This window comes from Streptomyces sp. NPDC048001, from assembly GCF_043203115.1.
Classification (GTDB): Bacteria; Actinomycetota; Actinomycetes; order Streptomycetales; family Streptomycetaceae; genus Streptomyces; species Streptomyces sanyensis.
This window is the reverse complement of the sequence record NZ_JBIDBN010000015.1, coordinates 78728-101310: the sequence shown is the minus strand read 5'-3', so window position 1 is coordinate 101310 and position 22583 is coordinate 78728. Positions and strand designations below refer to the sequence as shown.

Sequence of the window (22583 nt, the reverse complement as noted above, 5' to 3'; positions counted from 1 at the left end):
TACGCTTCCTGCCATGGCCGCGCCGGACGGGGGGCGGCCCCGTACGTCCCGCCCGCCCGACGGGCGGCCCGACACGAACCACGAGGTGCACCGCTGTGGATGCTGCGGACCTTGGACTCCCGGTGGACGTCCCGTCGACCGCTCTCTTCACCGACCAGTACGAGCTGACCATGCTCCAGGCCGCACTCAGGGCCGGCACGGCCGAGCGGCGCTCCGTCTTCGAGGTCTTCACGCGGCGGCTGCCGAACGGGCGCCGCTACGGGGTGGTCGCCGGCACCGGGCGCGTCCTCGACGCCGTGGAGAACTTCCGCTTCGACCCGGCCCTGCTCGGCTTCCTGCGCGAGCGGGGGGTGGTGGACGAGGCGACGCTGCGATGGCTGGCCGAGTACCGCTTCCGCGGCGACGTGTGGGGGTACCCGGAGGGGGAGGTCTACTTCCCCGGCTCCCCGGTCATGCGGGTCGAGGGCTCGTTCGCCGAGTGCGTGCTGCTGGAGACGGTGATCCTGTCCGTCCTCAACCACGACTCCGCGATCGCGGCCGCGGCCTCCCGGATGTCGGCCGCGGCGGGCGGACGCGGGCTGATCGAGATGGGCGCCCGGCGCACCCACGAGCTGGCGGCCGTGGCGGCCGCCCGCGCGGCCTACGTCGGCGGCTTCGACTCCACCTCCGACCTGGCGGCCGGCTTCCGCTACGGCATCCCCACCGTCGGCACCAGCGCCCACGCCTTCACCCTGCTGCACGACACCGAGCGGGGGGCCTTCCGGGCGCAGGTGGACTCCCTGGGCCGGGGGACCACCCTCCTGGTGGACACCTACGACGTGGCCGAGGCGGTGCGCACGGCCGTGGACATCGCGGGGCCCGAACTCGGCGCCGTCCGGATCGACTCCGGGGACCTGCTGCTCGTCGCCCACCGGGTGCGCCGGCAGCTCGACGAGCTCGGGGCGGTGAACACCAGGATCGTCGTCACCTCCGACCTGGACGAGTACGCCATCGCCTCGCTCGCCGCCGCCCCGGTGGACGCCTACGGCGTGGGCACCCAGCTGGTCACCGGCAGCGGTCACCCCACCTGCTCGATGGTCTACAAGCTGGTCGCCCGGGCGCGCTCCACCGATCCGGGCGCGCCGCTGGAACCCGTCGCCAAGAAGTCCCGCGGGGGCAAGACCTCGATCGGCGGCCGCAAGTGGGCGGCGCGGCGGCCGGACGAGCAGGGCGTGGCCGAGGCGGAGGTGGTCGGCACCGGCGCGGTGCCGGACGGGCTGGCCGACCGGCAGCTGCTGGTGCAGCTGGTCAAGGGCGGCGAGGTGGTGGCCCGGGAGCCGCTGGACGCGGCCCGCGAGCGGCACCTCGCCGTCCGCGGCGGGCTCCCGCTGTCGGCGACCCAGCTCTCGCGCGGCGAACCGGTCCTGCCCACCGAGTACCTCTGAGCGCCGCGCTCCCGGCGGGCGGCGGCCCGGCCCCTTCCCGGGCCCCCGCCCCTCTGGCTACGCTCGGTAGTGCCGTGGGCCGACCCGACCCGTTCCCCTCCACCACCACCGAAGGACACCCGCCATGCACCGCGCGTTGATCGTCGTGGACGTCCAGAACGACTTCTGCGAGGGAGGCAGCCTCGCGGTCGCGGGCGGCGCGGACGTCGCGGCCGCGATCACCGAGCTGATCGGACACGCCCAGCCCGGCTACCGGCACGTGGTGGCCACCCGGGACCACCACGTGGACCCGGGCGCCCACTTCTCCGACCACCCCGACTACGTCGGCTCCTGGCCGCGGCACTGCGTCGCGGGCACCGAGGGGGTCGGCTTCCACCCGAACTTCGCCCCGGCCGTCGCCTCCGGCTCCATCGCCGCCGTGTTCGACAAGGGCGCCTACTCGGCGGCCTACAGCGGTTTCGAGGGGGCCGACGAGCACGGGACCTCCCTGGCCGACTGGCTGCGCGCACGGCGGGTGGCCGAGGTCGACGTCGTCGGCATCGCCACCGACCACTGCGTCCGCGCCACCGCGCTCGACGCGGCACGCGAGGGGTTCGCCACCCGGGTGCTGCTCGACCTGACGGCGGGCGTGGCCCGCGAGACCACGGACCGCGCCCTGGAGGAGCTCCGGGAGGCGGGCGTGGAGGTGAGCGGCAAGCCGGTGGTGCGCTGAGGCGCCGCGCCGGGAGGCCCCGGGGCCGCCTCGGGGGCCGTCTCGGGGCTCAGGGCCGCATCAGCGCCCGTATGGGGTGCCAGAGCTCCTGCGGGCGCTCCCGCTCGGCCCGCCACAGCAGCCCGTCCGGATGGTGCAGCACGGCGGTGATCTCGTCCGGGGTCGGGGGCTCGGCGTTCCCCCGCAGGTAGACGGCCCGCAGCCCGAGGTTGCGCAGCCGGGTCAGGGCCCGCGCCCGGTTGGCGGCGTGCACCAGGAACCTGACGTTGGTCCCGTCGCCCGCCGGGTTCGGCAGGCTGAGCGCGACGACGACGCTGCCTCCTGGCAGCTTGGCGAAACCTCCGCCGGGCATACGGAACCACTCCCCCGTGAGTTCGATGTCAATAAGGGCTCTGCCCCCGCACCTAAACACGATCGGCCGCCGCCCGCTAGAGGGCGACGGCCGATCATGGATTGACCTGCGGTTTTACCGATCAGCGACCCGAGGGGCTGATCTTGATCTTCAGCTTCTGCCCATTGCGGGACTCGCTGACGATCGCGATTCGGGTGTTGGTGTCAGTGACCTTCACACCCGCGGTCGGGTTCTCCGGGTACCAGTAGGTGCCCTTGCGGTCGTCGAAGACCGAGACACCCCGCTGGGACGGGATCCGCTGCGCCACGCCCGCCTTGTGGAGGGTGAGGCGGTCGGTCCGGTAGCGGCTGAACGTGGAGTCGAACGACTGGATCCGGTTCCGCATCAGCGTGCCGTCGGCCCACTTCATCGGGGCCGGGTGCGCGTCGATCGGCAGGACCAGGCCCTCACCGGGGTGCGCGCTGGTGTTGTTGTCGTTCTGGGAGGTGTCCCACTTCCAGATCAGCATGCCGTTCTGGTACGGGTAGTGCTCCACCCAGCCGTTCTTCGGGGCGGTGAACCCGAAGTTGTAGGGCCCGACCTCCAGGGTCCGGTCGTACGAGACGTACTGGCGGTTCTCGACGATGTAGTACTGGTCGTACTCCTGGGTGAACGACTCCCCGATGCGGGAGAAGCCGTTCGCCGTCCAGCCCGCGTCGCCGTTCTCGGCGTTGTCGCCGAAGAGCTCCTGGCCGTCCGCCGTCAGGGTGATGGCGTCGGCGGTGAAGCCCTTGCCGGCCACGCCGCCGTCGGTCTGGTAGCGGAAGCGCAGGTCGATCTTCTGGCCCGCGTAGGCGTCCAGCGGGTAGGCGAGCGCCCGGTGACCCTCGGAGGGGCCGGTCAGGGCCGGCTTGTCACCGGCGTCGCGCGGGATGGCCTGGCCGTCCGACGTACCGTCGACGGGGGTCCAGTTGGCGCCGCCGTCGGTGGAGACCTCGGTGTAGAGGTAGTCGTAGTCGGCCTCGATGTCCCACCAGCCGTCGAGCTCCAGGGAGGCGCTCGACGCGCCCGTCAGGTCGACGGAGCGGGTCAGGGTGTTCCTGAGGTCGTCGCCCATGTCGCTCCACCACTGCATGGAGCCCTCGGCGGGCTTCACGACGGTGGTGGTGACCTCGCGCTCGGGCAGCTCGACGATGACGGCCTGCGGGCGCTTGGTGTTGTACGCGGAGACGCCCAGCGTGTGGGTGGACCGCTGACCCGCCTTGGCCGTCTCGTAGTTGAGCCAGCCGAGCTGGAGCTTGTCCCAGGCGTTCATGTCGCCGGGGACGTCCCCGATGGTGTCCTTGCCGGCGCCCAGCCAGGAGCCGGAGGACATCAGGGTCCAGAAGCCGGTGGAGTTCTCGCCGCCCTGGGTGTCGTAGTGGTCCGGCAGACCGAGGTCGTGGCCGTACTCGTGGGCGAAGACGCCGAGTCCGCCGTTCTCGGGCTGCATCGTGTAGTCGCCGACCCAGATGCCGGAGTCGCCGATCTCGGTCCCGCCGGCGCGGTTGCCCGCCGGACCGGTCAGGCCCGCGTCGGTGCCGTAGGCGTACCAGCGGTGGGCCCACAGGGCGTCACCGCCCTGCGCACCGCCGCCGGCCGACTCGTCCTCGCCCGCGTGGACGATCTGGAAGTGGTCGATGTAGCCGTCCGGCTCGTTGAAGTCGCCGTCGCCGTCGAAGTCGTAGCGGTCCCACTCGTCGTAGGAGGACAGCTGCGCCTTGATCTGGGCGTCGGTGCGGCCCTGGGCCTTCTGGTCCGCGGTCCAGGCGGCCACGCCGTCGCGGACCGTGTCCCAGACGTTGGAGCAGTTGGACTGGCCGCAGTAGTTGGAGCCGTACCGCGCCTCGTTGTACTCGACCTTGACCCAGTCGGAGACCTCGCCGTCCACCGAGTAGCGCCCGGAGGACGTCCGCTCGTAGTAGGTCTTCAGCGAGTCCTTCTGGCGGCCCTTGCGGTCCTTGCCGGTGCCGAAGTACAGGTCCTGGAAGTGCTCGCGGTCGTAGTCCGCCTGCCAGGCCGTGGAGTTGTCGACCGTGCGGTCGGGCTTCGCGATCCGGTTGTGCAGCGGGCCCGGGTCGCCGCCGTACTTGACGACCGGCGGCTGGGGGCCGGAGCCGTCGGGGTCGTACATCGTGGTGTCGTCGACCTTGTCGCCGAACTCCACCAGGATGGTGAAGATCTTGTCGGTCTTCTCCCGGGCGAGCTCGACGTACTTCTTGTTGTCGAGCCGGACGACCTTGGAGCCCTTGCGGGACTGGACCGTGGCCTCTCCCGATATGACCTGCTCCAGGGCCGCCTGCCGCTGCGCCTCCTGCTTCTTGGTGAACGGCCCCTCGAGGTCGTGCTCGACATGCCCCTGATGCGGTGCCGGGTCGTGCCTCTCGATGGCCGCCGGGCCGGACGGCTTGCCGCCGTCGGCCTGGGCGAAGGTGAACGCCGAGGCCGTCGCGGTCGTCGCGGCCAGGGCCACGACCACTGCGGTCGCTCTGAACGTCCGTCGATTACTGGTCACTTGATGGTGTCCTCCCCCGCGTTCCGTCGCCGTCGCGGACCGGTTGGTGGGGTCGTCCGCGCGGGCGGTGTACGCGTCTCAAGTGACGACATTCGACCGGAGTCGGGGAAGAAAAGACAGTCCTTGACTTGAACAGGCCAACTGCACTATGCAGTAGCGCCGATCCGCTATCCGGACGATCCCCAAATCAGCCTGGACCCCGACACTTTCGGCCACACGGCCCACCGGATGAATCCGTGCGCCCCCCTGTGCACCGGCACCGTGGGTCAGGTCACGCTTACGTCGTGTTCCCTCCGGGCATCGGGAACCGTAGAGTCCTGAGCCAGTGCGACCTGGCCCGTGCCTTCCCCGCCCCTGCCCCGAGGACGGATCCCGTGATGCCGCGTCCGACTGCCGCCCAGTACGCCTCCGGTTCGGCCACCGCCGTCTCCTCGGCCGTCGCCCTGCTCCTGCTGACCGGCGCCGGGAGCGTCCTCGCCACCGCCGCGGTCGCCGCCACGGCACTCGCCCTCGGGCTCGCGGTCGCCGCGGCGCCCGCCCTGCACCGGCGCCGCGCCGCCGGGGCGCGGGCGGAGGCCCCGGCCGGGCGGACCGCACCGAGGCCCTCCGCCACCGGTCCCGCGTCCGGCCGCGTCCCCGCGCCCCGCACCGGGGCCCGGATCAGGCAGCACTCGCTACGCGGTTGACACCACCACCGTCTTGGCCGCCTTGTCGTGCAGCCCCTGCTTGTAGGGGCGGTCGGAGACCACGGTGATCAGGATGACCAGCCACCAGACGCAGTAGCAGCACACCAGCGCCGGCACCCACAGCACCACCGCCCGCAGCGCGGAGGCCCCGGTGTCCGGGGTGCGCCCGTCGTTGAGCATGGCCACCCGGAGGTTCATCAGCCGCTTGCCCACGGTGCGGCCGTCCCGCCTGATCATGAGCGTGTCGTAACCGATGTACGCGGCCAGCGAGACGAGCGTCCAGATCCACTGCCGCCCCGTGTTCACCTGGTCGGTGAACTCCTCCCCGTCGGTGGTCCACTCCCAGCCGCCGAAGAGCAGGGACAGCACCGCGAGCGGAACGGCGATGATCAGGATGTCCACCAGGCGGGCGAGGAACCGCTTGCCGAAGGGCGCGAGCGGCGGCATCCCCGCCAGCGGATCCGCCCCTCCGTACGCGCCCCCGTAGGGTCCCGCGTCGTACGGGGGCGGCTGCCCGCCGCCGTAGGGACCGCCCGGCGCGCCCGCCCCGCCGCCCGGGGTGTCGTACGGCGAGCCGCCGCCCGGCCCCGCCCCGCCACCGGAGGCCCCCGGAGGCCCGGAGGGGCCGCCGCCGGCCGGCGGGGGCTGGCCCTCGCCGCCGGAGGGGGGCGGCTCCTGGGGCCTCTTGCGGAGCGGATCCTCGTCGGGCGGCGGACCGGGGGGCGGCTGATCGTTGCTCATGGGGGCAGTGCACATCGGGGCACCCTGCCCCGCAACGCCTCACGTGCGTTCGGGGGAACACGCCGGGCGGGCCGGGTGACGGACAGTCAGCCGCTGACGAAGGTGTGCGCCGCCTTGTCGTGCCAGCACTGCCGCCAGGGCTTGTCGAACAGGCACCACAGCACGTTGAGGACCCCCAGGACCAGCAGCCCGAGCACGCTGTAGACCAGCCAGCGGCGCAGCGCTCCGCCGAAGGACGGCGGTTCGTGCGACTCGATGTCCAGGACCGTCAGCCCGCACAGCCGCTTGCCGAGGGTGCGGCCCCAGCGGGCCGTGGGCAGCGCCTCGTAGAGCACCCCCAGGACCAGCAGGGCGCCGAGGACGATGCCGAGGCAGGTGCCGGTGGTGCCGTCGAGCAGCCACACGGTGACCGTCTCGCCGGACAGGCGGGCGGCTTCGAGCTTGGCGTCGACGTGCTCCCACGCCCTCGTGCCGGCGGGCACCGCGACCGCGCCGACGAGCGCGCCGAGCAGCAGGGTGTCGACCAGCCGGGCCGCGAGCCGCCGCCCCGGCGACGCGGGGCGGGCGTTGGCCTGGGCCTGGGCGGCCCTCAGGAAGGGGTCGTCGACCGGGGGCTTGAACGGTGTGACGGGCTGCCCGCCCTCGGGGGCGGCGGACGCACCGGAACCGGCGAGCTGGTGGACCTGCTGGGCCCAGGACGCGGCACCGCCTCCCTGGCCCTCGCTCACGGGGCCGGCGGGCCGGGCCGGGGACGCGGGCTGCGCGGGAAGCGGCGAGGACGCCGGGGTGGACGGCCCGGGCCGGGCGGGGGCCGCCGCGGCGACCTGCCGCTCGGCGGGGGCCTGGGGCCACTGCGCCTGCGGGGGCGGTGCGGCGGCGGTCTGCTGCGCGGCACCGGGGCCGTCCGCCGCACCGGGCCGCGTCCGTCCGGTGACGGCGGCGGCCGGGCTCTCCGTGCGGGCCGCGGCGGGGTGTTCGGGGGCGGGGGCGCCCCCGGACCGCATGCCGGGCAGCTGCCCGCCGCTGGGGTCGGCGGCGGGCTCGGCGGGCCGGCGCGGATCGCCCGCGGCCGGGCTCCCCCACGACACCCGGTGGTCGAGGTCCCCGCCGAAACCGGCCTGGCGCGCGGTGTCCGCCTGCCAGGCGGAGGCGGGTTCGGGGCGGGCGGCCTCGGGCCCGGGGTCCTCGTCCAGGAAGACCGGGCCCGTCTCCTCGACGCGTGCCGGGGGCGGCGCGGCGGCGGTCGCGGCGGGCGGTGGCGCGGCGGCCGCCCCGGGCGGGGCGCTCAGCTCCTCCCCCTGGGCGGGAGCGGGCCGGCTCGTGCCGGGCACCCAGGCGGCACCGTTCCAGTACCGGACGTATCCGGGGATGGAGGGGTCCGGGTAGTAGCCGGGCGCGGGGCTTCCGTCACCGGTGGCCGGGGTGGGGGCGCTCATCACCGTGGTCCCGTATCTGCTCGAGGCCTCACTTCAAGGGTCCACATCTATCAGACCGTTGGGCACGCCCGGGGCCGTCCGGGGGGATGGGGCCCGATCAGGTCACCACATCGTTACGGAAAGTTACCGCGGAAACCCGCGTAAGAGCCGGGGGCCGCCGCCCTCTCGTCTCTGTGCGGGGCACCGCCGACGGCGGTGCGCGACAGGCCGCGACATGGCGAGAAGGGAACGAGGACGATGAAGGACATCGTGGTGGAACGCGAGCTGGAGCTGAACCTGGTGCTCTCCCCGGAGCGCAGCGTGCCGGTGCCGGCCCGTCTGGTGTACCGGGCCGACGACCCCTTCGCGGTGCACGTCGTCTTCCATGTCGGCTCCGACCACCCGGTGGACTGGACGTTCGCCCGGGAGCTGCTCGTGGAGGGGGTGTTCCGTCCCTGCGGCGGCGGGGACGTGCGGGTGTGGCCGACGAAGAACGAGGGGCGCAGCGTCATCCTGATGGCGCTGAGTTCACCCGAGGGGGACGCGCTGCTGGAGGCGCCGTCGGCTGCGGTGTCCGCGTGGCTGGAGCGTTCGCTGCGGGTGGTTCCCCCGGGGACGGAGGCCTCGCTGCTCGGTCTCGACGAGGAGCTGGCCGCGCTGCTGGCCCCGGCCGGGGCGGACGAGCGCCCGCGGCGGGCGGCGCCGCGGGCGGAGGAGCTGCCGGACGGTGAGGCGTGAGGGCGGCGGCCGCAGGGCCCGGGGGCGGGCGGGACGCGGCGCCGGGAGGCGGGGTGCGGGGCGGCCGGTTGCGGAGGACGGCCGCCCCGGGGCCCGGCGGGGCGGTGCCGGGCCCCGGGTGCCGGCCGGACGGGCGGCGGCTCAGAAGAGCTTGCCCGGGTTGAGGATGCCGAGCGGGTCGAAGGTCTCCCGGATGCCCCGCTGGAGCTCCAGGGCCACCGGGCCGAGCTCGGTCGCGAGCCACTCCTTCTTCAGCACCCCGACGCCGTGCTCCCCGGTGATCGTGCCGCCGAGTTCCAGGCCGAGCGCCATGATCTCGTCGAAGGAGGCCCGGGCCCGGCGGGACTCGTCGGCGTCCCGGTGGTCGAAGCAGACGACGGGGTGGGTGTTGCCGTCCCCGGCATGGGCGCACACGCCGATGGTGAGCCCGTGCCGCTCGGCGATCGCGGCCGTTCCGTCGAGCATGTCGCCGAGCCGGGAGCGGGGCACGCAGACGTCGTCGATCATGGTGGCCGGTGCGAGGGCCTCCAGGGCGGGCAGGGACATCCGGCGCGCCTGCAGCAGCAGTTCGGACTCGGCGGGCGTGTCGGCGGGCACCACCTCGGTCGCACCCGCCGCCTCGCAGAGTGCGGCGACGGCGGCGAGGTCGGCGGACGGGTCGGGGGTGTCGAAGGCGCACAGCAGCAGCGCCTGCGTGCTCTCGGGGAGTCCCATGCTGCCCAGCCGGTTGACGGCGCGGAGGGTGGTGCGGTCCATGATCTCCAGGAGGGAGGGGGTGTGCCCCTGCTCCATGACCGCGCACACCGCCGCGCAGGCGGAGGCGGCCGAGGGGAACTCGGCGGCCAGCACCAGGGGGGCGGGCGGCTTGGGCTTCAGGGCGAGGACGGCCTCGACGATGATGCCGAGGCTCCCCTCGGAGCCGACGAACAGGCGGGTGAGGTCGTAGCCGGCGACCCCCTTGGCGGTGCGGCGGCCGGTCCTCAGCAGGCGGCCGTCGGCGAGGACGACCGTCAGGCCGAGCACGTACTCGGCGGTGACGCCGTACTTCACGCAGCACAGCCCTCCCGAGGCGGTGCCGATGTTGCCTCCGATGGTGCAGGTCTCCCAACTGGAGGGGTCCGGCGGGTAGGTGAGGCCGTACTGCTGCGCCGCCCGGGAGAGGTCCGCGTTGACGACGCCCGGTTCGACGACGGCGATCCGGTCGACCGGGTCGATCTCCAGGATGCGGTTCATCGCCGTCAGGGAGAGCACGATGCAGCCGTCGCTGGCGTTGGCCGCGCCGGAGAGGCCGGTGCGGGCGCCCTGCGGCACGACGGGGACCCGCAGGGCGGTCGCGGTGCGCATGACGTGGCGGACCTGGTCCACGGTCCGTGGCAGCACCACGGCGGCCGGTGTCCCGGCCTCGCAGAAGCCCGCCATGTCCCGGTCGTAGGAGCGGGCCACGTCGGGGTCCGAGATGAGGGCCTCGTCGGGCAGGCCGCTGCGGAGGCGCTCCAGGAGTTCGTCCATGATCCCAGCCTGGCACCGGGGGCCATCGGTGTGAACCCGTCCGCGTTCGACCGGGTGGCTTCCGAGTGTGCTCGGGGCACCGGCGGGGCGCTGGCGCACAGTGAGCGCATGAAGAGCGAGACCCTCAGGAAGACCGTCGCCGGCGTACTGGGCGGGGCGGCCGCGCTCACCCTGGTGGTGCTGCTGGTCCCCGGCTGGGGGGACGGGGGCGGCGGGAGCCCGCGGGAGGCCGCCGGGCGGGCCCTGTCCGCCGCGGCGGCCGGTGCGCCGGCGGCCGCGGACGACCTGGCGGCGCTGATCGCCGAGCACGAGCGGCGGGTGCGCGAGAGCCCCGGCGACGACCGGGCGTGGGCCCGGTTGGGCGCCGCCTATGTGGAGCGCGGGGTCGGCAGCGGTGAGACGGCCCTGTTCCCGAAGGCGGAGCGGGCGCTGCGCCGTTCGCTGGCGCTGCGCGCTCCGGACCGGGGGAACACGGCGGCCCTGGTGGGCCTGGGTGCGCTCGCCAACGCGCGGAACGACTTCGGTGCGGCACGGGAGTTCGGCGAGCGGGCCCGTGCGCTGCGGCCCGGCTCGTGGGCGGTGTACCCGGTGCTGGTGGACGCCTACGGGGGCCTGGGGGATCCGGAGGCGGCGGGCCGGGCGGTGGACGCCCTGCGCGGGCTCGCCTCGGGCCCGCAGGTGGAGGGCAGGCACGCCCAGGCGTTCCGGGACCGGGGCCTGCGGGAGGACGCGGCCGTGCTGGCGCACGACGCCCGGGTGCACGCCACCACCCGGGCCGAGCGGGCGGCGGCCCGTCACCGGCAGGGTGAACTGGCCTGGGAGCACGGGGAGTACGCGGAGGCCGTCGCCCACTACGAGGCGGCGCTGGAGGCCGACCCGGGAGCCCACCGCTCGCTCGGAGGCCGGGCCCGGTCGCTGGCGGCGCTGGGCCGCACCGAGGAGGCCCGGCAGGACTACGCACGGGTGCTGGAGCGCCGGCCGCTGCCCGGGTACGCGCTGGAGTGGGGCGAGCTGGAGGAGTCCCTCGGCGAACGCGACCGGGCCCGGTCGCTGTTCGGCCGGATGCGGGAGTTGGTGGCGCGGGGCCGCCGGGACGGGGTGGACGGGGACGTGGTGCTCGCGCGCTACGAGGCCGACCACGGGGCGCCCGAGGCGGCGGTCCACCGGCTGCGGGACCAGTGGCGGCGCGGGCACCGCAGTGCGGAGGTCGCCGACGCGCTGGGCTGGGCGCTGTACCGGGCGGGCAGCCCCGAGGAGGCGGTGCCCTTCGCCTCGCGGGCGGCGGGGCAGGATGCGGGCGGGGCGCTGTTCTCGTACCACCGGGGGGTGATCGCCCTGGCACTGGGCGAGCGCGGGGAGGCCCGCCGCCATCTGGTGGAGGCGTTGCGCAGGGGCCCCGAGTTCTCCCCGCTGCGGGCGCCGAGGGCCCGGGCGGCGCTGTCGGCGGTGGCCGAGCCGGAGCCGGGCGGGCCGAAGGACCTGTACGGGGACGGGCCGGATCCGATCGACGAGCCGGAGCCCTCCGACGAGGACGGCTCCGACGAGGACGGCCGCGAGGACGGGGCCGACGAGGACGGCTCCGAGGGGGACGGCCGCGAGGACGGCTCCGGCGAGGACGGGGCCGAGGAGGACGGCCGCGAGGAAGGGGCCGACGAGGACGGCTCCGGCGAGGACGGGGCCGGGGAGCGGTAGCCGGACCCGGCCGGGCGGAGCGCGCGGTCCCGCGGACCGGTGGGGTCCGCGGGACCGCGGGAGGCGGCGGGGGGCTTCCCGGGGCCCGTCCGGCCGCGGACGACCGGTCAGAGGTTGCCGCGCTTGGCCTGCTCGCGCTCGATGGCCTCGAAGAGGGCCTTGAAGTTGCCCTTGCCGAAGCCCATGGAGCCGTGGCGCTCGATCATCTCGAAGAAGACGGTCGGGCGGTCCTGGACCGGCTTGGTGAAGATCTGCAGCAGGTAGCCGTCCTCGTCGCGGTCGACCAGGATCTTCAGCTCGCGCAGCGTCTCGACCGGCACCCGGGTCTCGCCGGCCCACTCGCCGAGGGTGTCGTAGTACGAGTCCGGGGTGTCGAGGAACTGCACGCCCGCCGCGCGCATCGAGCGGACGGTGGCGACGATGTCGTTGGTGGCGAGGGCGATGTGCTGCACACCGGCGCCGCCGTAGAACTCCAGGTACTCGTCGATCTGCGACTTCTTCTTCGCGATCGCCGGCTCGTTGATCGGGAACTTCACCTTCAGGGTGCCGTCGGCGACGACCTTGGACATGAGGGCGGAGTACTCGGTGGCGATGTCGTCACCGACGAACTCCTTCATGTTGGTGAAGCCCATGACCTTGTTGTAGAACGCCACCCACTCGTTCATCCGGCCGAGTTCGACGTTGCCCACGCAGTGGTCGATCGCCTGGAAGGTGCGCTTGGCCGGCGGCTCGACCATGGGGTCGGCGGCCACGTAGCCCGGCAGGTAGGGGCCCTGGTAGCCCTTGCGCTCGACCAGCGTGTGGCGGGTCTTGCCGTAGGTGGCGATCGCGGCGAGGACGACGACGCCGTGCTCGTCCGCGACCTCGTGCGGCTCGGTGATGCCGGTGGCGCCCTGCTCGACGGCGTAGGCGTAGGCCGCGCGGGCGTCCGGCACCTCGATCGCGAGGTCCACGACACCGTCGCCGTGGGCGGCGACGTGCTCGGCGAGGAAGCGCCCCCGGTCGGTGGACGCCTTGATCACCGAGGTGAGGACGAAGCGGGCCGCGCCGTTGGTGAGCACGTAGCTCGCGGTCTCACGGCTGCCGTTCTCCGGTCCGGAGTACGCCACGAGCTTCATGCCGAAGGCCGTCGAGTAGTAGTGCGCCGCCTGCTTGGCGTTGCCCACGGCGAAGACGACCGCGTCCATGCCCTTCACCGGGAAGGGGTCGGCCTCACGCGCGGTGTCCGGGGTGTGATGCGTGGTCTCAGTCATGGCAGCAGGCTCCCCCCGCTCCGCAAGGTGCGCAATAGTTCTCGTGGATGCTGGGCAATCTGCACAGCGATTCGCGAGTAGGACCGGTCTTTGTGTACAGGATGACCATCGAGGAGAGACCATGGCGATCGATCATCTGGACGGACGGCTCATCGTGCTGCTGGCACGCGAGCCGCGGATAGGGGTCCTGGAGGCGTCGCGGCGCCTCGGCGTGGCACGCGGCACGGTCCAGGCGCGGATGGACCGGCTCCAGTCGGGCGGGGTCATCCGCGGCTTCGGCCCGGACGTGGACCCGGCGGCGCTGGGCTACCCGGTGACCGCGTTCGCGACGCTGGAGATCAAGCAGGGCCAGGGGGCGGAGGTGCGCAACCACCTGGCCTCCGTCCCCGAGGTGCTGGAACTGCACACCACCACGGGCCACGGCGACATGCTCTGCCGCCTGGTCGCCCGCTCCAACGCCGACCTCCAGCGGGTGATCGACCGGGTCGTCGGGTACGAGGGGATCGTGCGCGCCTCGACGGCGATCGTGATGGAGAACCCGGTGCCCCTGCGGATCATCCCGCTGGTGGAGCAGGCCGCGGGGGGCTGACCGGCGGGCCCGCGGGGCGGGGACTCAGCAGGAGGGGACCTCTCCGCCGCGTTCCAGGGCGCGGAGGGAGTCGACGGCCCCGTCGAGGGTGGTGACCGGGATCAGGCGCAGCCCCGAGGGGAGCTCGGCCCGCGCCTCTCCGCACTCGGCCCGCGGCACCAGGAAGACGGTGGCCCCGTCCCGCCGGGCGGCCTGGGTCTTCAGGGAGACCCCGCCGACCGGGCCCACGGTGCCGTCCTCGGTGATGGTGCCGGTGCCGGCGACGGTCCGTCCGCCGGTCAGGTCACCGCCCTCGCCGTCCCCGTCGAGCTTGTCGACGATGCCGAGGGAGAACAGCAGGCCCGCGCTCGGTCCGCCGACGTCGGCGAGGTGCAGGGTCACCTCGATGTCCTCGGGGTCCTCGCCGAGGTAGGCCAGCGCGGCGGCGGTGGCGTCGTCCTGCGAGTCCTCCATGGCCCGTGTGTTGCGGCGCTCGACCTCCTCGACGGACTTCCCCGCCGGGTAGACGGCGTCGCGGGGCAGCACGGCCCGGTCCGTGCGGAACCAGGCGTCGACCACGTCGCCGAGCCCGACCTCGGCCGACGGGCCCGTGGCCACGATCGTGGTCATGCGCAGTTCTCCGCCGGTACGGCGGGTGGGCGCGCCGGTGATGGTGATGACCTGGCGCCCCTGGTCCTCCCCCAGCACGTTCGCGGTCATGCCCGGCTGCGCCACGACGAACGGCAGGGGTGCGAACCCGGCGACGGCGATCAGCCCGGCGACGGGCAGGGCGCAGAGGGCGGCGACGCGGGTGCGGCTGTGCGCGAGGCTGGAGAACACCCCGACAATCTATCCGGGCGCACCCGGACGTCCACCACGGCCGTCGTGCGGGCCGGGGGCCCGGGACCGGGCGGCACGGGCGGCGGCGGGCCGCCCCCGGGCGCCCGCGGTCCGGTACGCGGGCCGGGGCCTGCGCACCGCCGCGGGGCGCCCGTCAGCGCAGGGCGTCCGCGACCTCGCGTGCCGCGTCCAGTACCCGGGGCCCGACGCGCTCGGGCACGGCGTCGGCGAGCATCACGACGCCGACGCTGCCCTCGATGCCGCTCACGCCGACCAGCGCGGCCGCGGCCCCGCAGGCGCCCGCCTCCAACTCGCCCGCCGTGAGGGTGTAGCCCGGTTCGGCGTGCGCGGTCTGGCGGGCGGCGAGTATCGCCTTGCCCGCCGCACCGCGGTCCAGGGGGTGCCGGAACCCCGCACGGTAGGCGACGTGGTAGTCCGTCCAGGTGGGCTCGACGACGGCGACGGCCAGAGCCTCGGCCCCGTCGACGAGGGTCAGATGGGCCGTGGCCCCTATGTCCTCCGCGAGCGAGCGCAGGGCGGGCATCGCCGCCTCGCGCACCAGCGGGTGGACCTGCCGCCCGAGGCGCAGCACGCCGAGCCCGACACGGGCCCGGCCGCCCAGGTCCCGGCGGACCAGGGCGTGCTGCTCCAGGGTGGCGAGCAGACGGTAGACGACCGTGCGGTTGACCCCGAGCCGGTTGGACAGCTCGGTCACGGTCAGCCCGTGGTCGGTATCGGCGAGCAGCTTGAGGACACGCAGTCCCCGGTCGAGCGTCTGAGAGGTTTCCGCGGTCACGACGCCCCCTCCTTCGGAGTGAGTGACGGCGGTCCCCCCACGGGATCGGCGGCACCGGTCCCTTCGGCGACGCACCCAGAGGCCGCCGGCAGGCCATGGCACACCGACTGCGCTCCGCGGCGGCGCTGCCACGGGGCGTGTGTTTGCCGGGACAGTAGCGAGCGGCACCGCTCAGCGGAAGACCTCGTCCAGAATCCGGGCGATCTTCTTCCCGAGCTGCGGCGTTGGTCCCGCTTCGTGCGCGCGCCGAGCCCGCGCGAGAGCGCGCGCCGGGGAGCGCGGGACGGCGGCGCGCGCCCTCGCCGCCGACGGGTCCGTGGACCGGGAGCCGGGAGCGGGGAGCCGGGAGAGAGGGCGAGCGTGCCAACCGGTCCGCACCGGGCGGACGGAAGGGACGGGTGGCACCCGGCGACCGCGGTGCGCTCCCGGGGCGGCGGACCGGCCCCGGTCCGCCCCGGCTCGGGGGCGTGCGGACGGGGCCTGCGGGCGGGGGACGTGCGGGCGGGGCGGAGGCGCTTCAGCGCATCCGCGTGGCCCACTCCTGCACCTTCTTGATCCGCTCGCGGATCTGCCCCGCCGTCGCCTCCGCGCTCGGCGGGCCGCCGCACACCCGGCGCAGCTCGGTGTGGATCACCCCGTGCGGCTTCCCGCTCTGGTGGACGTACGCGCCGACCATGGTGTTGAGCTGCTTGCGCAGTTCGAGCAGCTCCTTGTGGGAGACCACCGGCCGGCGTTCGGCGGGCAGCTCCAGCAGGTCGGCCTCGTCGTCGGGCTTCCTGCGGCTGTGGGCGATCTGCCGCGCCTGCCGCTTCTGGAGGAGCAGTTGCACCTGGTCCGGCTCCAGCAGTCCGGGGATGCCGAGGTAGTCCTGCTCCTCCTCGCTGCCGGGGTGGGCCTGCATCCCGAACTCGGCACCGTCGTACAGCACCCGGTCGAAGACGGCGTCGGACTCCAGTGCCTCGAAGGGCAGCATGTCCTGCTCGCCGGTGTCCTCGTCCTGCTGCTTCTCGGCCTCGGCCATCTCCTTCTCGGACTCCGCGTACGGGTCCTCCTCGCCGTCCTTCTTCGGCTTGTCCAGCGCGTGGTCGCGCTCGACCTCCATCTCGCCTGCGAAGCCGAGCAGGTCCGGAATGGTCGGGAGGAACACCGAGGCCGTCTCGCCGCGGCGGCGGGAGCGCACGAAGCGGCCGACGGCCTGGGCGAAGAACAGCGGGGTCGAGATGGTCGTGGCGTACACGCCGACGGCGAGCCGCGGCACGTCGACGCCCTCGGACACCATGCGGACGGCGACCATCCAGCGGTCCTCGCTGCCGCTGAAGTCCTCGATCCGCTGGGAGGCCGCGGCCTCGTCCGAGAGGACGAGTGTGGCCTTGGTGCCGGTGATCTCCCGGATGAGCTTGGCGTAGGCGCGGGCCGAGTCCTGGTCGGAGGCGATGACGAGGCCGCCGGCGTCCGGGATGCCCTTGCGGACCTCGGTGAGCCGCTGGTCCGCGGCGCGCAGCACGTTCGGCATCCACTCGCCGCGCGGGTCGAGCGCCGTCCGCCACGCCTGGGAGACCGCGTCCTTGGTCATGGGCTCGCCCAGCCGGGCGGCCACCTCGTCGCCCGCCTTGGTGCGCCAGCGCATGTTGCCGCTGTAGCTGAGGAAGATCACCGGGCGGACGACGCCGTCGCCCAGGGCGTTTCCGTAGCCGTAGGTGTAGTCGGCGGAGGAGCGGCGGATCCCGTCGGTGCCCTCCTCGTAGGTGACGAAGGGGATCGGGTTGGTGTCCGAGCGGAAGGGCGTGCCCGTGAGCGCCAGGCGGCGGGTCGCCGGTTCGAAGGCCTCCAGGCACGCCTCGCCCCAGGACTTGGAGTCGCCCGCGTGGTGGATCTCGTCGAGGATCACCAGCGTCTTGCGCTGCTCGCAGCGGTTGCGGTGCAGCATCGGGCGGACGCCGACGCCCGCGTACGTCACCGCGACGCCCTGGTACTCCTTGCTCAGCGGGCCCGCGCTGTACTCCGGGTCCAGCTTGATGCCTATCCGCGCCGCGGCCGCCGCCCACTGCTTCTTCAGGTGCTCGGTGGGGGCGACGACGGTGATCTGCTGCACCACGTGGTGGTGCAGCAGCCAGGAGGCGAGGGTGAGCGCGAAGGTGGTCTTGCCGGCGCCGGGGGTGGCCACCGCGAGGAAGTCCCGCGGCTGCTCCTGGACGTACCTGTCCATGGCGCCCTGCTGCCAGGCGCGCAGCTTGCTGGCGGTGCCCCAGGGGGCCCGGCCGGGGAAGGCGGGTGAGAGGTGGTGGGAGGCGGTAGTAGTCACGGTCTCCGGTTCAGTTGCTCTCGGCGTACTGGGGCACGGCCGCCGCCCCGGCCGGCGCGGCTCGGGGCCGGGCCGCCGCGTACGGCAACCGGGCCACCCTACCGGGGGCCGCGGCGGGTGACCGGCTGACGGCGGCCCGCGTCGGCCACTGGGACGGGAGTCACATCCGGCGGGCGGGGCAGGGCCGTTCGGGGGCCTGGCGAGGCGTCCGGAGCGCGGGGCCGGGCCCCGGCGCCGCGTCACACCCGGCCGGGCTCCGCCACCCGCAGCCGGGTAGCCACCCACGCGCCCAGCAGCGCCACGCCCGCCATCGGCAGGAACACCGCGGCGAACGCGGCGGGCTGGGACCCGGCGGCACCGGACGCCACGGCACCGTGGGCGGCTGCCCCCGCGGCGCCACCGCCGAGCGCGGCGAAGGCGGCGCCTCCCGCGGCGAGCAGCAGGACGTTGGACAGGGCGTCGGATATCTGCAGGGCGGCCGAGTTCGTGCCCGCCTCCTCGGGGGCGGACAGCTTGAGCAGCAGCACACTGGTCGACCCGATGACCAGCCCCATGCCGAAGCAGCCGAACCCCCAGGCCACCGCCACGATCCACACCGGGACCGCCTGCACCAGCACCGTCGGCGCGGTGGCGATCGCCGCGGCGACCAGCAGCATGCCGAGGACGGCGAGACGCTCCCGGTGCGGCTCCGCGCGCGGCCGGGACTGCACGAAGGACCCCAGCGCCCAGGTCGCCCCGCCCACCGCGAGCGACAGGCCCGCCAGGGTCGGGGAGAGCCCCCGCTGGGTGACCAGCATCAGCGGCACGAAGGACTCCGCCGCGATGAAGGACCCCGCGGCGATCCCCCGCAGCAGCACCACGGAGGGCAGCCCCCGGACCGCCCGGTAGGTGCCTCGGGGCAGAACCCCGAGCACCGAGGGCACCAGCAGGGCCGCGCCCGCGGCGGCGGGCAGCACGGAGAGCCAGCGCAGCTCCTGACCGGCGTACTGGAGCAGCCCCGCGCCGAGGGAGATCCCGAGGGCGAGGCGGATGCGGCGCCGGTCGAAGGAGGGGACGGGCGCCCCGGGGTCGGCGGGCCCGGCGGCACGGCGGCGGATCGCGGGGAGCGCCAGGGCGAGCGGCACGGCGACGAGCGCGGGGATGCCGAGGAAGACCCACCGCCAGCCGAGCTGTTCCGCGACCGTGCCCGCCGCGAGCGGGCCGACGACGGAGGGGATCACCCAGCTCGCCGCGAAGGCCGCCATGATCGCGGGCTGGAGGTGGGAGGGGTAGGCCCGGCTGACGACCACGTACAGGGCGACGATGACGAGACCGCCGCCCAGTCCCTGCACCGCGCGCCCGATGACGAACACCCACATCGCCGACGCCGTCCCGGAGAGCGCCAGACCCGCGGCCCAGGCGGCCATACCGCAGGCGAGCGCCCCGAGCGGCCCCCGGCGGTCCGCCCACTGACCCGAGACGACCATGCCGAAGAGGCTGGTCGTGAAGTAGGCGGAGAAGGCGAAGGCGTAGAGCGGGATGCCGTGCAGCTCGCGGGCGGCGACCGGCATCGCCGTGCCGACGGCGGTCGCCTCGAAGGCGATCAGGAAGACGACGGACACGATGCCGATGCTCAGCGCCCGGTAGTCGGCGCCGAGCACCCCGGTGGCCTTCCCCGGGACCGGTTCCCCGGCAGGGCCCGGGGAGGGGGCGGGCCGGTGCGACGGCTCGGCGAGCGGCTCCGTGAGGGCGGCGGACATCTGCGGCGGGGCGTCGCGGTCGCGAGGTTCGGCGGCGGTCATGCCCATCAGAGTAAGGGGCGCATCCGGCCCCGGCCCCTGTCGCTGGTCGCGCTGCGACCGGGCCCTTGGTCGTAGGTCCGCCCCTCTGCCGGGCGGGCCCGCGGCGAAGGACGCCGAAGGCGAGCTGGCAGGGGGGCCGAACGGCGGCCGGTGGCCCGGGCGCTCCTCCGCCTCGGTCCGGTCGGGCTCGCTCCGGAAGCCTTGGACGTCGTGCCCGCACCGAGGGGGGAGCGCTTCCGGGAACGACGCTGCCCGCACCGGTCGGGTGCGGGCAGCGGTGCTCAGTGGCCGGGGTCCCGGGTCGGCGGAGCCGGCGGGGGCGGGTCCGTCGGGGGACCGAAGCGGCCGGTGGGGGGCTGCAGGTAGCCCTGGGGGGCCTGCCCGTGCGACGGGGGCGCCGGGGGCGGAGGTCCCGCCTGCGGCGGGTAGGGCGCTGCGCCCACCGGCTGGGCCTGCGGCGCAGCGCGCCGGCGACGCACCACCACCGCGGCCACCGCACCCGCCAGGATCACGGCGGCGCCGACGCCCAGGGCGATCCAGAGACCGCTCCCCCCGTCCTCGTCCTGCGGATCCGCGGCCGCCTGGTCGGGACCGCTCTCGTCTCCCCCGGCCGCCGGGTCCGGAGCAGCGGACGGTTCGGGGTCCGGCTCCGCAGACGCCTCGGCCTCCGCCAGGTCCGGAAGCGGATACACGTCCGCCGGACCCGGATCACCCGGCGTCTTCAACGCGATCCGCGGCCGCACGACCCCGTAACCGCCCCGGTCGGTCCGCTCCATGCCGTTCTTGGCCTTGCCCGCGGTATTGATCATGACGCGCAGGACCTGGTTGTTCGTCCACTCCGGGTACTTCGACCAGATCAGCGCGGCGGAGGCGGAGGCAAGGGCGGTGGCGTCACTGGTGCCGTGGCTCCGACATAGCTCCGTGCCGCCCAGACAAGCGGAGACGATGTCGTCACCGAAGGCTGCAAGATCCACCTGGTGGCCACTCTGGGACTCCGCGGTCACGCTGCCGTTCTTGTCAACGGCAGAAACACCCACGACACCCGGGGTCGCAGCAGGGTACATGACACGATTCAAACCGTCGCCGTCATTGCCCACGCCAGCGAAGATCAGCGCACCCTTGGCCAACGCGTACTCGACCGAGTCCACTACCTCGTCCGACTGATCCCAGACGGCCTGAGAGATATTGATGACCTTCGCACCGGAATCGACAGAGTGACGGATTGCCTTACTGAGGGCAGGATTCCACACTCTTGGATTCCAGTTGAGTTTCGTCCCCTCGTCCGGCTTGGGAAGTCTGACCGGAAGGACTTTCGCATCTGGCGCCAATCCGAAAGACCCCTGGCCGCCAGCCTTGGCGCCGGTTCCAGCGATCATGACAGCCATCTTCGTGCCATGACCGTCGTAGTCGTGACTCTCGTCTCCCGGCTCCTCTGTCGAAAGATCAAGTCCAGGCAGAACCTGCCCCTTGAGGTCAGGAATCGTGTCGTCAACACCCCCATCAATGACGGCGACCGTGACACCCTTACCCGTGCTGACCTTCCACATCTCTTCCGCGTGCATCGCATCGAGATGCCATTGCATCTCCCGCACCGTCTCGGCCTGCGCCGGGGTGGCGGCGATGCCCACCAGCAGCAACCCCAGCACCGCCGAGACGGCACGCCAGCGCCTGACCGATCGGTTGCTGCCGATGAGCATCGTTCATTTCCCTCTGTGGACGGTGTCTTAGTCGATGACCGGAGGCACGACGCGACGGTTGTCGCTCAGCCACGTCTCCTCGTCCTCGGTCAGGTAGTCGGGACGCTTCCGCTTGTCCCGCTCCTCGGTGTGCTCGTTCTTCCGCCCCCGAGGCGGTACCCCTCCCGCGCCGACGCTCGGGCGAGCGTTGCCGGTCGAGGAGTTGCGGGACGGACCGGCGCCCGTAGCGCCTGCGGTCCTCCCGACGGCGGCTCCCGGCTGAGACGGGCGACCGCCCATGACCCCGCCGGTCTCGCCTGCCACTCGGCGGCCACCGGTGCCTGTGGCGGCGGGCGAGGCGGCTGCGCGCCCACCCGCCCCTGCGGCACCCTGCCCGAGGGGAGCACGGCCCATCGCCTGCTGCTCGCCCCCGACGACCAGTCCGCGCGGGATGCCTCCGGCCGCCCGCCCCGGGGCGGGCGGCATGGGGCGCCCGCCCACGATGCCCGGCGTCCCACCCGTCGGCCGACCGGTGCCGCCGTAGAGCTGACCGGTGCCCGGAAGGCTTCGGCCCGAAGCCGTGGCACGTCCCTGCGTCGGCCCCCCGACAGGCCCGGCGGTCAGCGGAGGAGCCCCACCCAGCAGGGGCGGGAAGCTCTCGCTCCGGACCGGCGACGGGCTGGGGGCCGGTGCAGGACCCGGACCCGCGGTCGTCGGGGGCGGAAGCGTTCCGACGCTGTCGAGACGGGTGGAGACGGACGGCGCCTCCACCAGACGCTCGGTGGGAGAACCGGATCTCGGTGCGGACGAGGCTCCGGATGAAGAGCCGGCTGAACCCAACTCGGCCTCGCCTACCGAGGACAAGGCGGAACGGGGAACAGAGGAGCCGCTTCCGGCATACGCCCCGCCTGCATACCCCTGGCCATCAACTCGACCGACGTCGTTGGGCACGAACTCCCCCGGCGGCGGCGGGAACTCCGGCAGCGGCATCGACTGGATGCGCTCACCGGAATGGGTGTACGTCTGTCCCAGCTTGCGCAGTTGGTCCGCCGCTTCGAGGCGGCGGTGCTCCTGGGCGGTCTGCGCCCCCGTGAGCATCTTCAGCGCGTCGACCTCGGCGTTGCCCGACCCCGGGTCCTTCCTGGCGGCGTGCAGCAGCTCGCGGGCGCTCTCCTCGCGCGCCTCGGCCGCCCCGTCGCGCGGCGGCACCGCGGCCTTGGCGTGCGCGAGGGCCGTGGCGACCTCCTCGAAGACAGCGGCGGCGTTCTGCGTGTAGCCGCCGAGCTCCAGGGTGGCCATGACGGCCTTGTGGCCCCAGTCCCGGAAGGACTCGCCACCCTCGCCCTGCCACACGACGCGCGTCATGTGGGCCTTCATGCCCTCGCCCACCCTGGTGATGACGCTGGACGCCTTGGACAGCCGCTGGGCGAGCTGGGCGGCGGACTCGGAGTTCGCTCCCTTGATCATCGCCAGCAGCGCGTCGTGCGTCTGCGCCTCGAAGTCCGTGGTCCGGGGCCCGGGGATCGACCCGGGGTCCTTCACACCGTCAGTCATGGACGGTCACC

General features: G+C 74.0%; 18 protein-coding genes. 6 read left to right on the top strand and 12 right to left on the bottom strand.

From position 1 onward, the window contains the following. Nucleotides 1-95: 95 nt before the first annotated feature. Together ACGF15_RS25795 and ACGF15_RS25790 are read left to right on the top strand one after the other, a co-directional pair. Complete coding sequence (locus tag ACGF15_RS25795; protein ID WP_392802303.1) at nucleotides 96-1424, top strand: nicotinate phosphoribosyltransferase; 1329 nt, start codon at nucleotides 96-98, stop codon at nucleotides 1422-1424. Nucleotides 1425-1548: 124 nt separating this feature from the next. Further along, entirely contained in the window at nucleotides 1549-2136 is a 588-nt protein-coding gene (locus ACGF15_RS25790) for an isochorismatase family protein (RefSeq protein ID WP_345611194.1), read from the top strand. A 49-nt stretch (nucleotides 2137-2185) separates the two neighbouring features. Here the strand turns inward: ACGF15_RS25790 and ACGF15_RS25785 are convergent, their stop codons facing one another. Then, complete coding sequence (locus ACGF15_RS25785; RefSeq protein WP_256523316.1) at nucleotides 2186-2488, bottom strand: hypothetical protein; 303 nt, start codon at nucleotides 2486-2488, stop codon at nucleotides 2186-2188. A 121-nt stretch (nucleotides 2489-2609) separates the two neighbouring features. Continuing rightward, entirely contained in the window at nucleotides 2610-5021 is a 2412-nt protein-coding gene (locus tag ACGF15_RS25780; RefSeq protein WP_392802298.1) for an immune inhibitor A domain-containing protein, read from the bottom strand. Nucleotides 5022-5398: 377 nt separating this feature from the next. Here ACGF15_RS25780 and ACGF15_RS25775 point away from each other — a divergent pair, with 377 nt between their 5' ends. Beyond that, a complete protein-coding gene (locus tag ACGF15_RS25775; protein ID WP_362607351.1) occupies nucleotides 5399-5707 on the top strand; it encodes a hypothetical protein in 309 nt (102 codons plus the stop codon). Here the strand turns inward: ACGF15_RS25775 and ACGF15_RS25770 are convergent. Both ACGF15_RS25770 and ACGF15_RS25765 read right to left on the bottom strand, forming a co-directional pair. After that, nucleotides 5696-6448, bottom strand: a complete 753-nt coding sequence (locus ACGF15_RS25770; RefSeq protein ID WP_345611218.1) for an RDD family protein — start codon at nucleotides 6446-6448, stop codon at nucleotides 5696-5698. The two genes, ACGF15_RS25775 and ACGF15_RS25770, sit on opposite strands and share 12 nt — an antisense overlap. Before the next feature lie 86 nt (nucleotides 6449-6534). Further along, entirely contained in the window at nucleotides 6535-7884 is a 1350-nt protein-coding gene (locus ACGF15_RS25765) for an RDD family protein (protein WP_392802294.1), read from the bottom strand. Between the two features lie 237 nt (nucleotides 7885-8121). Here ACGF15_RS25765 and ACGF15_RS25760 point away from each other — a divergent pair, with 237 nt between their 5' ends. Next, nucleotides 8122-8601, top strand: a complete 480-nt coding sequence (locus ACGF15_RS25760) for an SsgA family sporulation/cell division regulator (protein ID WP_345611227.1) — start codon at nucleotides 8122-8124, stop codon at nucleotides 8599-8601. A gap of 141 nt (nucleotides 8602-8742) precedes the next feature. On the opposite strand, the gene ACGF15_RS25755 is transcribed toward ACGF15_RS25760, so the two are convergent. Continuing rightward, the gene (locus ACGF15_RS25755) at nucleotides 8743-10110 is read right to left on the bottom strand and encodes an FAD-linked oxidase C-terminal domain-containing protein (RefSeq protein ID WP_362607345.1); all 1368 of its coding nucleotides are present in this window, start codon (nucleotides 10108-10110) and stop codon (nucleotides 8743-8745) included. A gap of 108 nt (nucleotides 10111-10218) precedes the next feature. On the opposite strand from ACGF15_RS25755, the gene ACGF15_RS25750 reads away from it, so the two are divergent. After that, a complete protein-coding gene (locus ACGF15_RS25750) occupies nucleotides 10219-11802 on the top strand; it encodes a tetratricopeptide repeat protein (protein WP_392802290.1) in 1584 nt (527 codons plus the stop codon). A gap of 107 nt (nucleotides 11803-11909) precedes the next feature. Here the strand turns inward: ACGF15_RS25750 and hppD are convergent, their stop codons facing one another. Then, on the bottom strand, nucleotides 11910-13055 hold the full coding sequence (gene hppD / locus ACGF15_RS25745; RefSeq protein ID WP_345611239.1) for a 4-hydroxyphenylpyruvate dioxygenase: 1146 nt from the start codon (nucleotides 13053-13055) through the stop codon (nucleotides 11910-11912). Nucleotides 13056-13176: 121 nt separating this feature from the next. On the opposite strand from hppD, the gene ACGF15_RS25740 reads away from it, so the two are divergent. Then, a complete protein-coding gene (locus ACGF15_RS25740; protein ID WP_345611243.1) occupies nucleotides 13177-13644 on the top strand; it encodes an Lrp/AsnC family transcriptional regulator in 468 nt (155 codons plus the stop codon). A 24-nt stretch (nucleotides 13645-13668) separates the two neighbouring features. On the opposite strand, the gene ACGF15_RS25735 is transcribed toward ACGF15_RS25740, so the two are convergent. The 6 genes from ACGF15_RS25735 to ACGF15_RS25710 form a co-directional block, all read right to left on the bottom strand. After that, nucleotides 13669-14463, bottom strand: a complete 795-nt coding sequence (locus ACGF15_RS25735; RefSeq protein ID WP_345611247.1) for a S16 family serine protease — start codon at nucleotides 14461-14463, stop codon at nucleotides 13669-13671. Between the two features lie 154 nt (nucleotides 14464-14617). Next, the gene (locus ACGF15_RS25730; RefSeq protein ID WP_256523327.1) at nucleotides 14618-15259 is read right to left on the bottom strand and encodes an IclR family transcriptional regulator; all 642 of its coding nucleotides are present in this window, start codon (nucleotides 15257-15259) and stop codon (nucleotides 14618-14620) included. Nucleotides 15260-15776: 517 nt separating this feature from the next. Next, nucleotides 15777-17561, bottom strand: a complete 1785-nt coding sequence (locus tag ACGF15_RS25725; protein ID WP_345611254.1) for a DEAD/DEAH box helicase — start codon at nucleotides 17559-17561, stop codon at nucleotides 15777-15779. Between the two features lie 239 nt (nucleotides 17562-17800). After that, nucleotides 17801-19342 carry an MFS transporter gene (locus ACGF15_RS25720; protein WP_392802284.1) on the bottom strand — a complete coding sequence of 514 codons (1542 nt, stop codon included), beginning with the start codon at nucleotides 19340-19342 and terminating at the stop codon, nucleotides 17801-17803. A 281-nt stretch (nucleotides 19343-19623) separates the two neighbouring features. Beyond that, entirely contained in the window at nucleotides 19624-21039 is a 1416-nt protein-coding gene (gene mycP / locus ACGF15_RS25715) for a type VII secretion-associated serine protease mycosin (RefSeq protein WP_392802282.1), read from the bottom strand. A 27-nt stretch (nucleotides 21040-21066) separates the two neighbouring features. After that, entirely contained in the window at nucleotides 21067-22572 is a 1506-nt protein-coding gene (locus ACGF15_RS25710; protein ID WP_392802280.1) for a hypothetical protein, read from the bottom strand. Nucleotides 22573-22583 lie beyond the last annotated feature (11 nt).

Coding starts and splice junctions, on each gene's coding strand:
- ACGF15_RS25740 (WP_345611243.1), top strand. CDS start 13,177: ATGGCGATCGATCATCTGGACGGACGGCTCATCGTGCTGCTGGCACGC.
- ACGF15_RS25710 (WP_392802280.1), bottom strand. CDS start 22,572: ATGACTGACGGTGTGAAGGACCCCGGGTCGATCCCCGGGCCCCGGACC.
- ACGF15_RS25760 (WP_345611227.1), top strand. CDS start 8,122: ATGAAGGACATCGTGGTGGAACGCGAGCTGGAGCTGAACCTGGTGCTC.
- ACGF15_RS25755 (WP_362607345.1), bottom strand. CDS start 10,110: ATGGACGAACTCCTGGAGCGCCTCCGCAGCGGCCTGCCCGACGAGGCC.
- ACGF15_RS25750 (WP_392802290.1), top strand. CDS start 10,219: ATGAAGAGCGAGACCCTCAGGAAGACCGTCGCCGGCGTACTGGGCGGG.
- ACGF15_RS25775 (WP_362607351.1), top strand. CDS start 5,399: ATGCCGCGTCCGACTGCCGCCCAGTACGCCTCCGGTTCGGCCACCGCC.
- ACGF15_RS25765 (WP_392802294.1), bottom strand. CDS start 7,884: ATGAGCGCCCCCACCCCGGCCACCGGTGACGGAAGCCCCGCGCCCGGC.
- mycP (WP_392802282.1), bottom strand. CDS start 21,039: ATGCTCATCGGCAGCAACCGATCGGTCAGGCGCTGGCGTGCCGTCTCG.
- hppD (WP_345611239.1), bottom strand. CDS start 13,055: ATGACTGAGACCACGCATCACACCCCGGACACCGCGCGTGAGGCCGAC.
- ACGF15_RS25720 (WP_392802284.1), bottom strand. CDS start 19,342: ATGACCGCCGCCGAACCTCGCGACCGCGACGCCCCGCCGCAGATGTCC.
- ACGF15_RS25785 (WP_256523316.1), bottom strand. CDS start 2,488: ATGCCCGGCGGAGGTTTCGCCAAGCTGCCAGGAGGCAGCGTCGTCGTC.
- ACGF15_RS25770 (WP_345611218.1), bottom strand. CDS start 6,448: ATGAGCAACGATCAGCCGCCCCCCGGTCCGCCGCCCGACGAGGATCCG.
- ACGF15_RS25790 (WP_345611194.1), top strand. CDS start 1,549: ATGCACCGCGCGTTGATCGTCGTGGACGTCCAGAACGACTTCTGCGAG.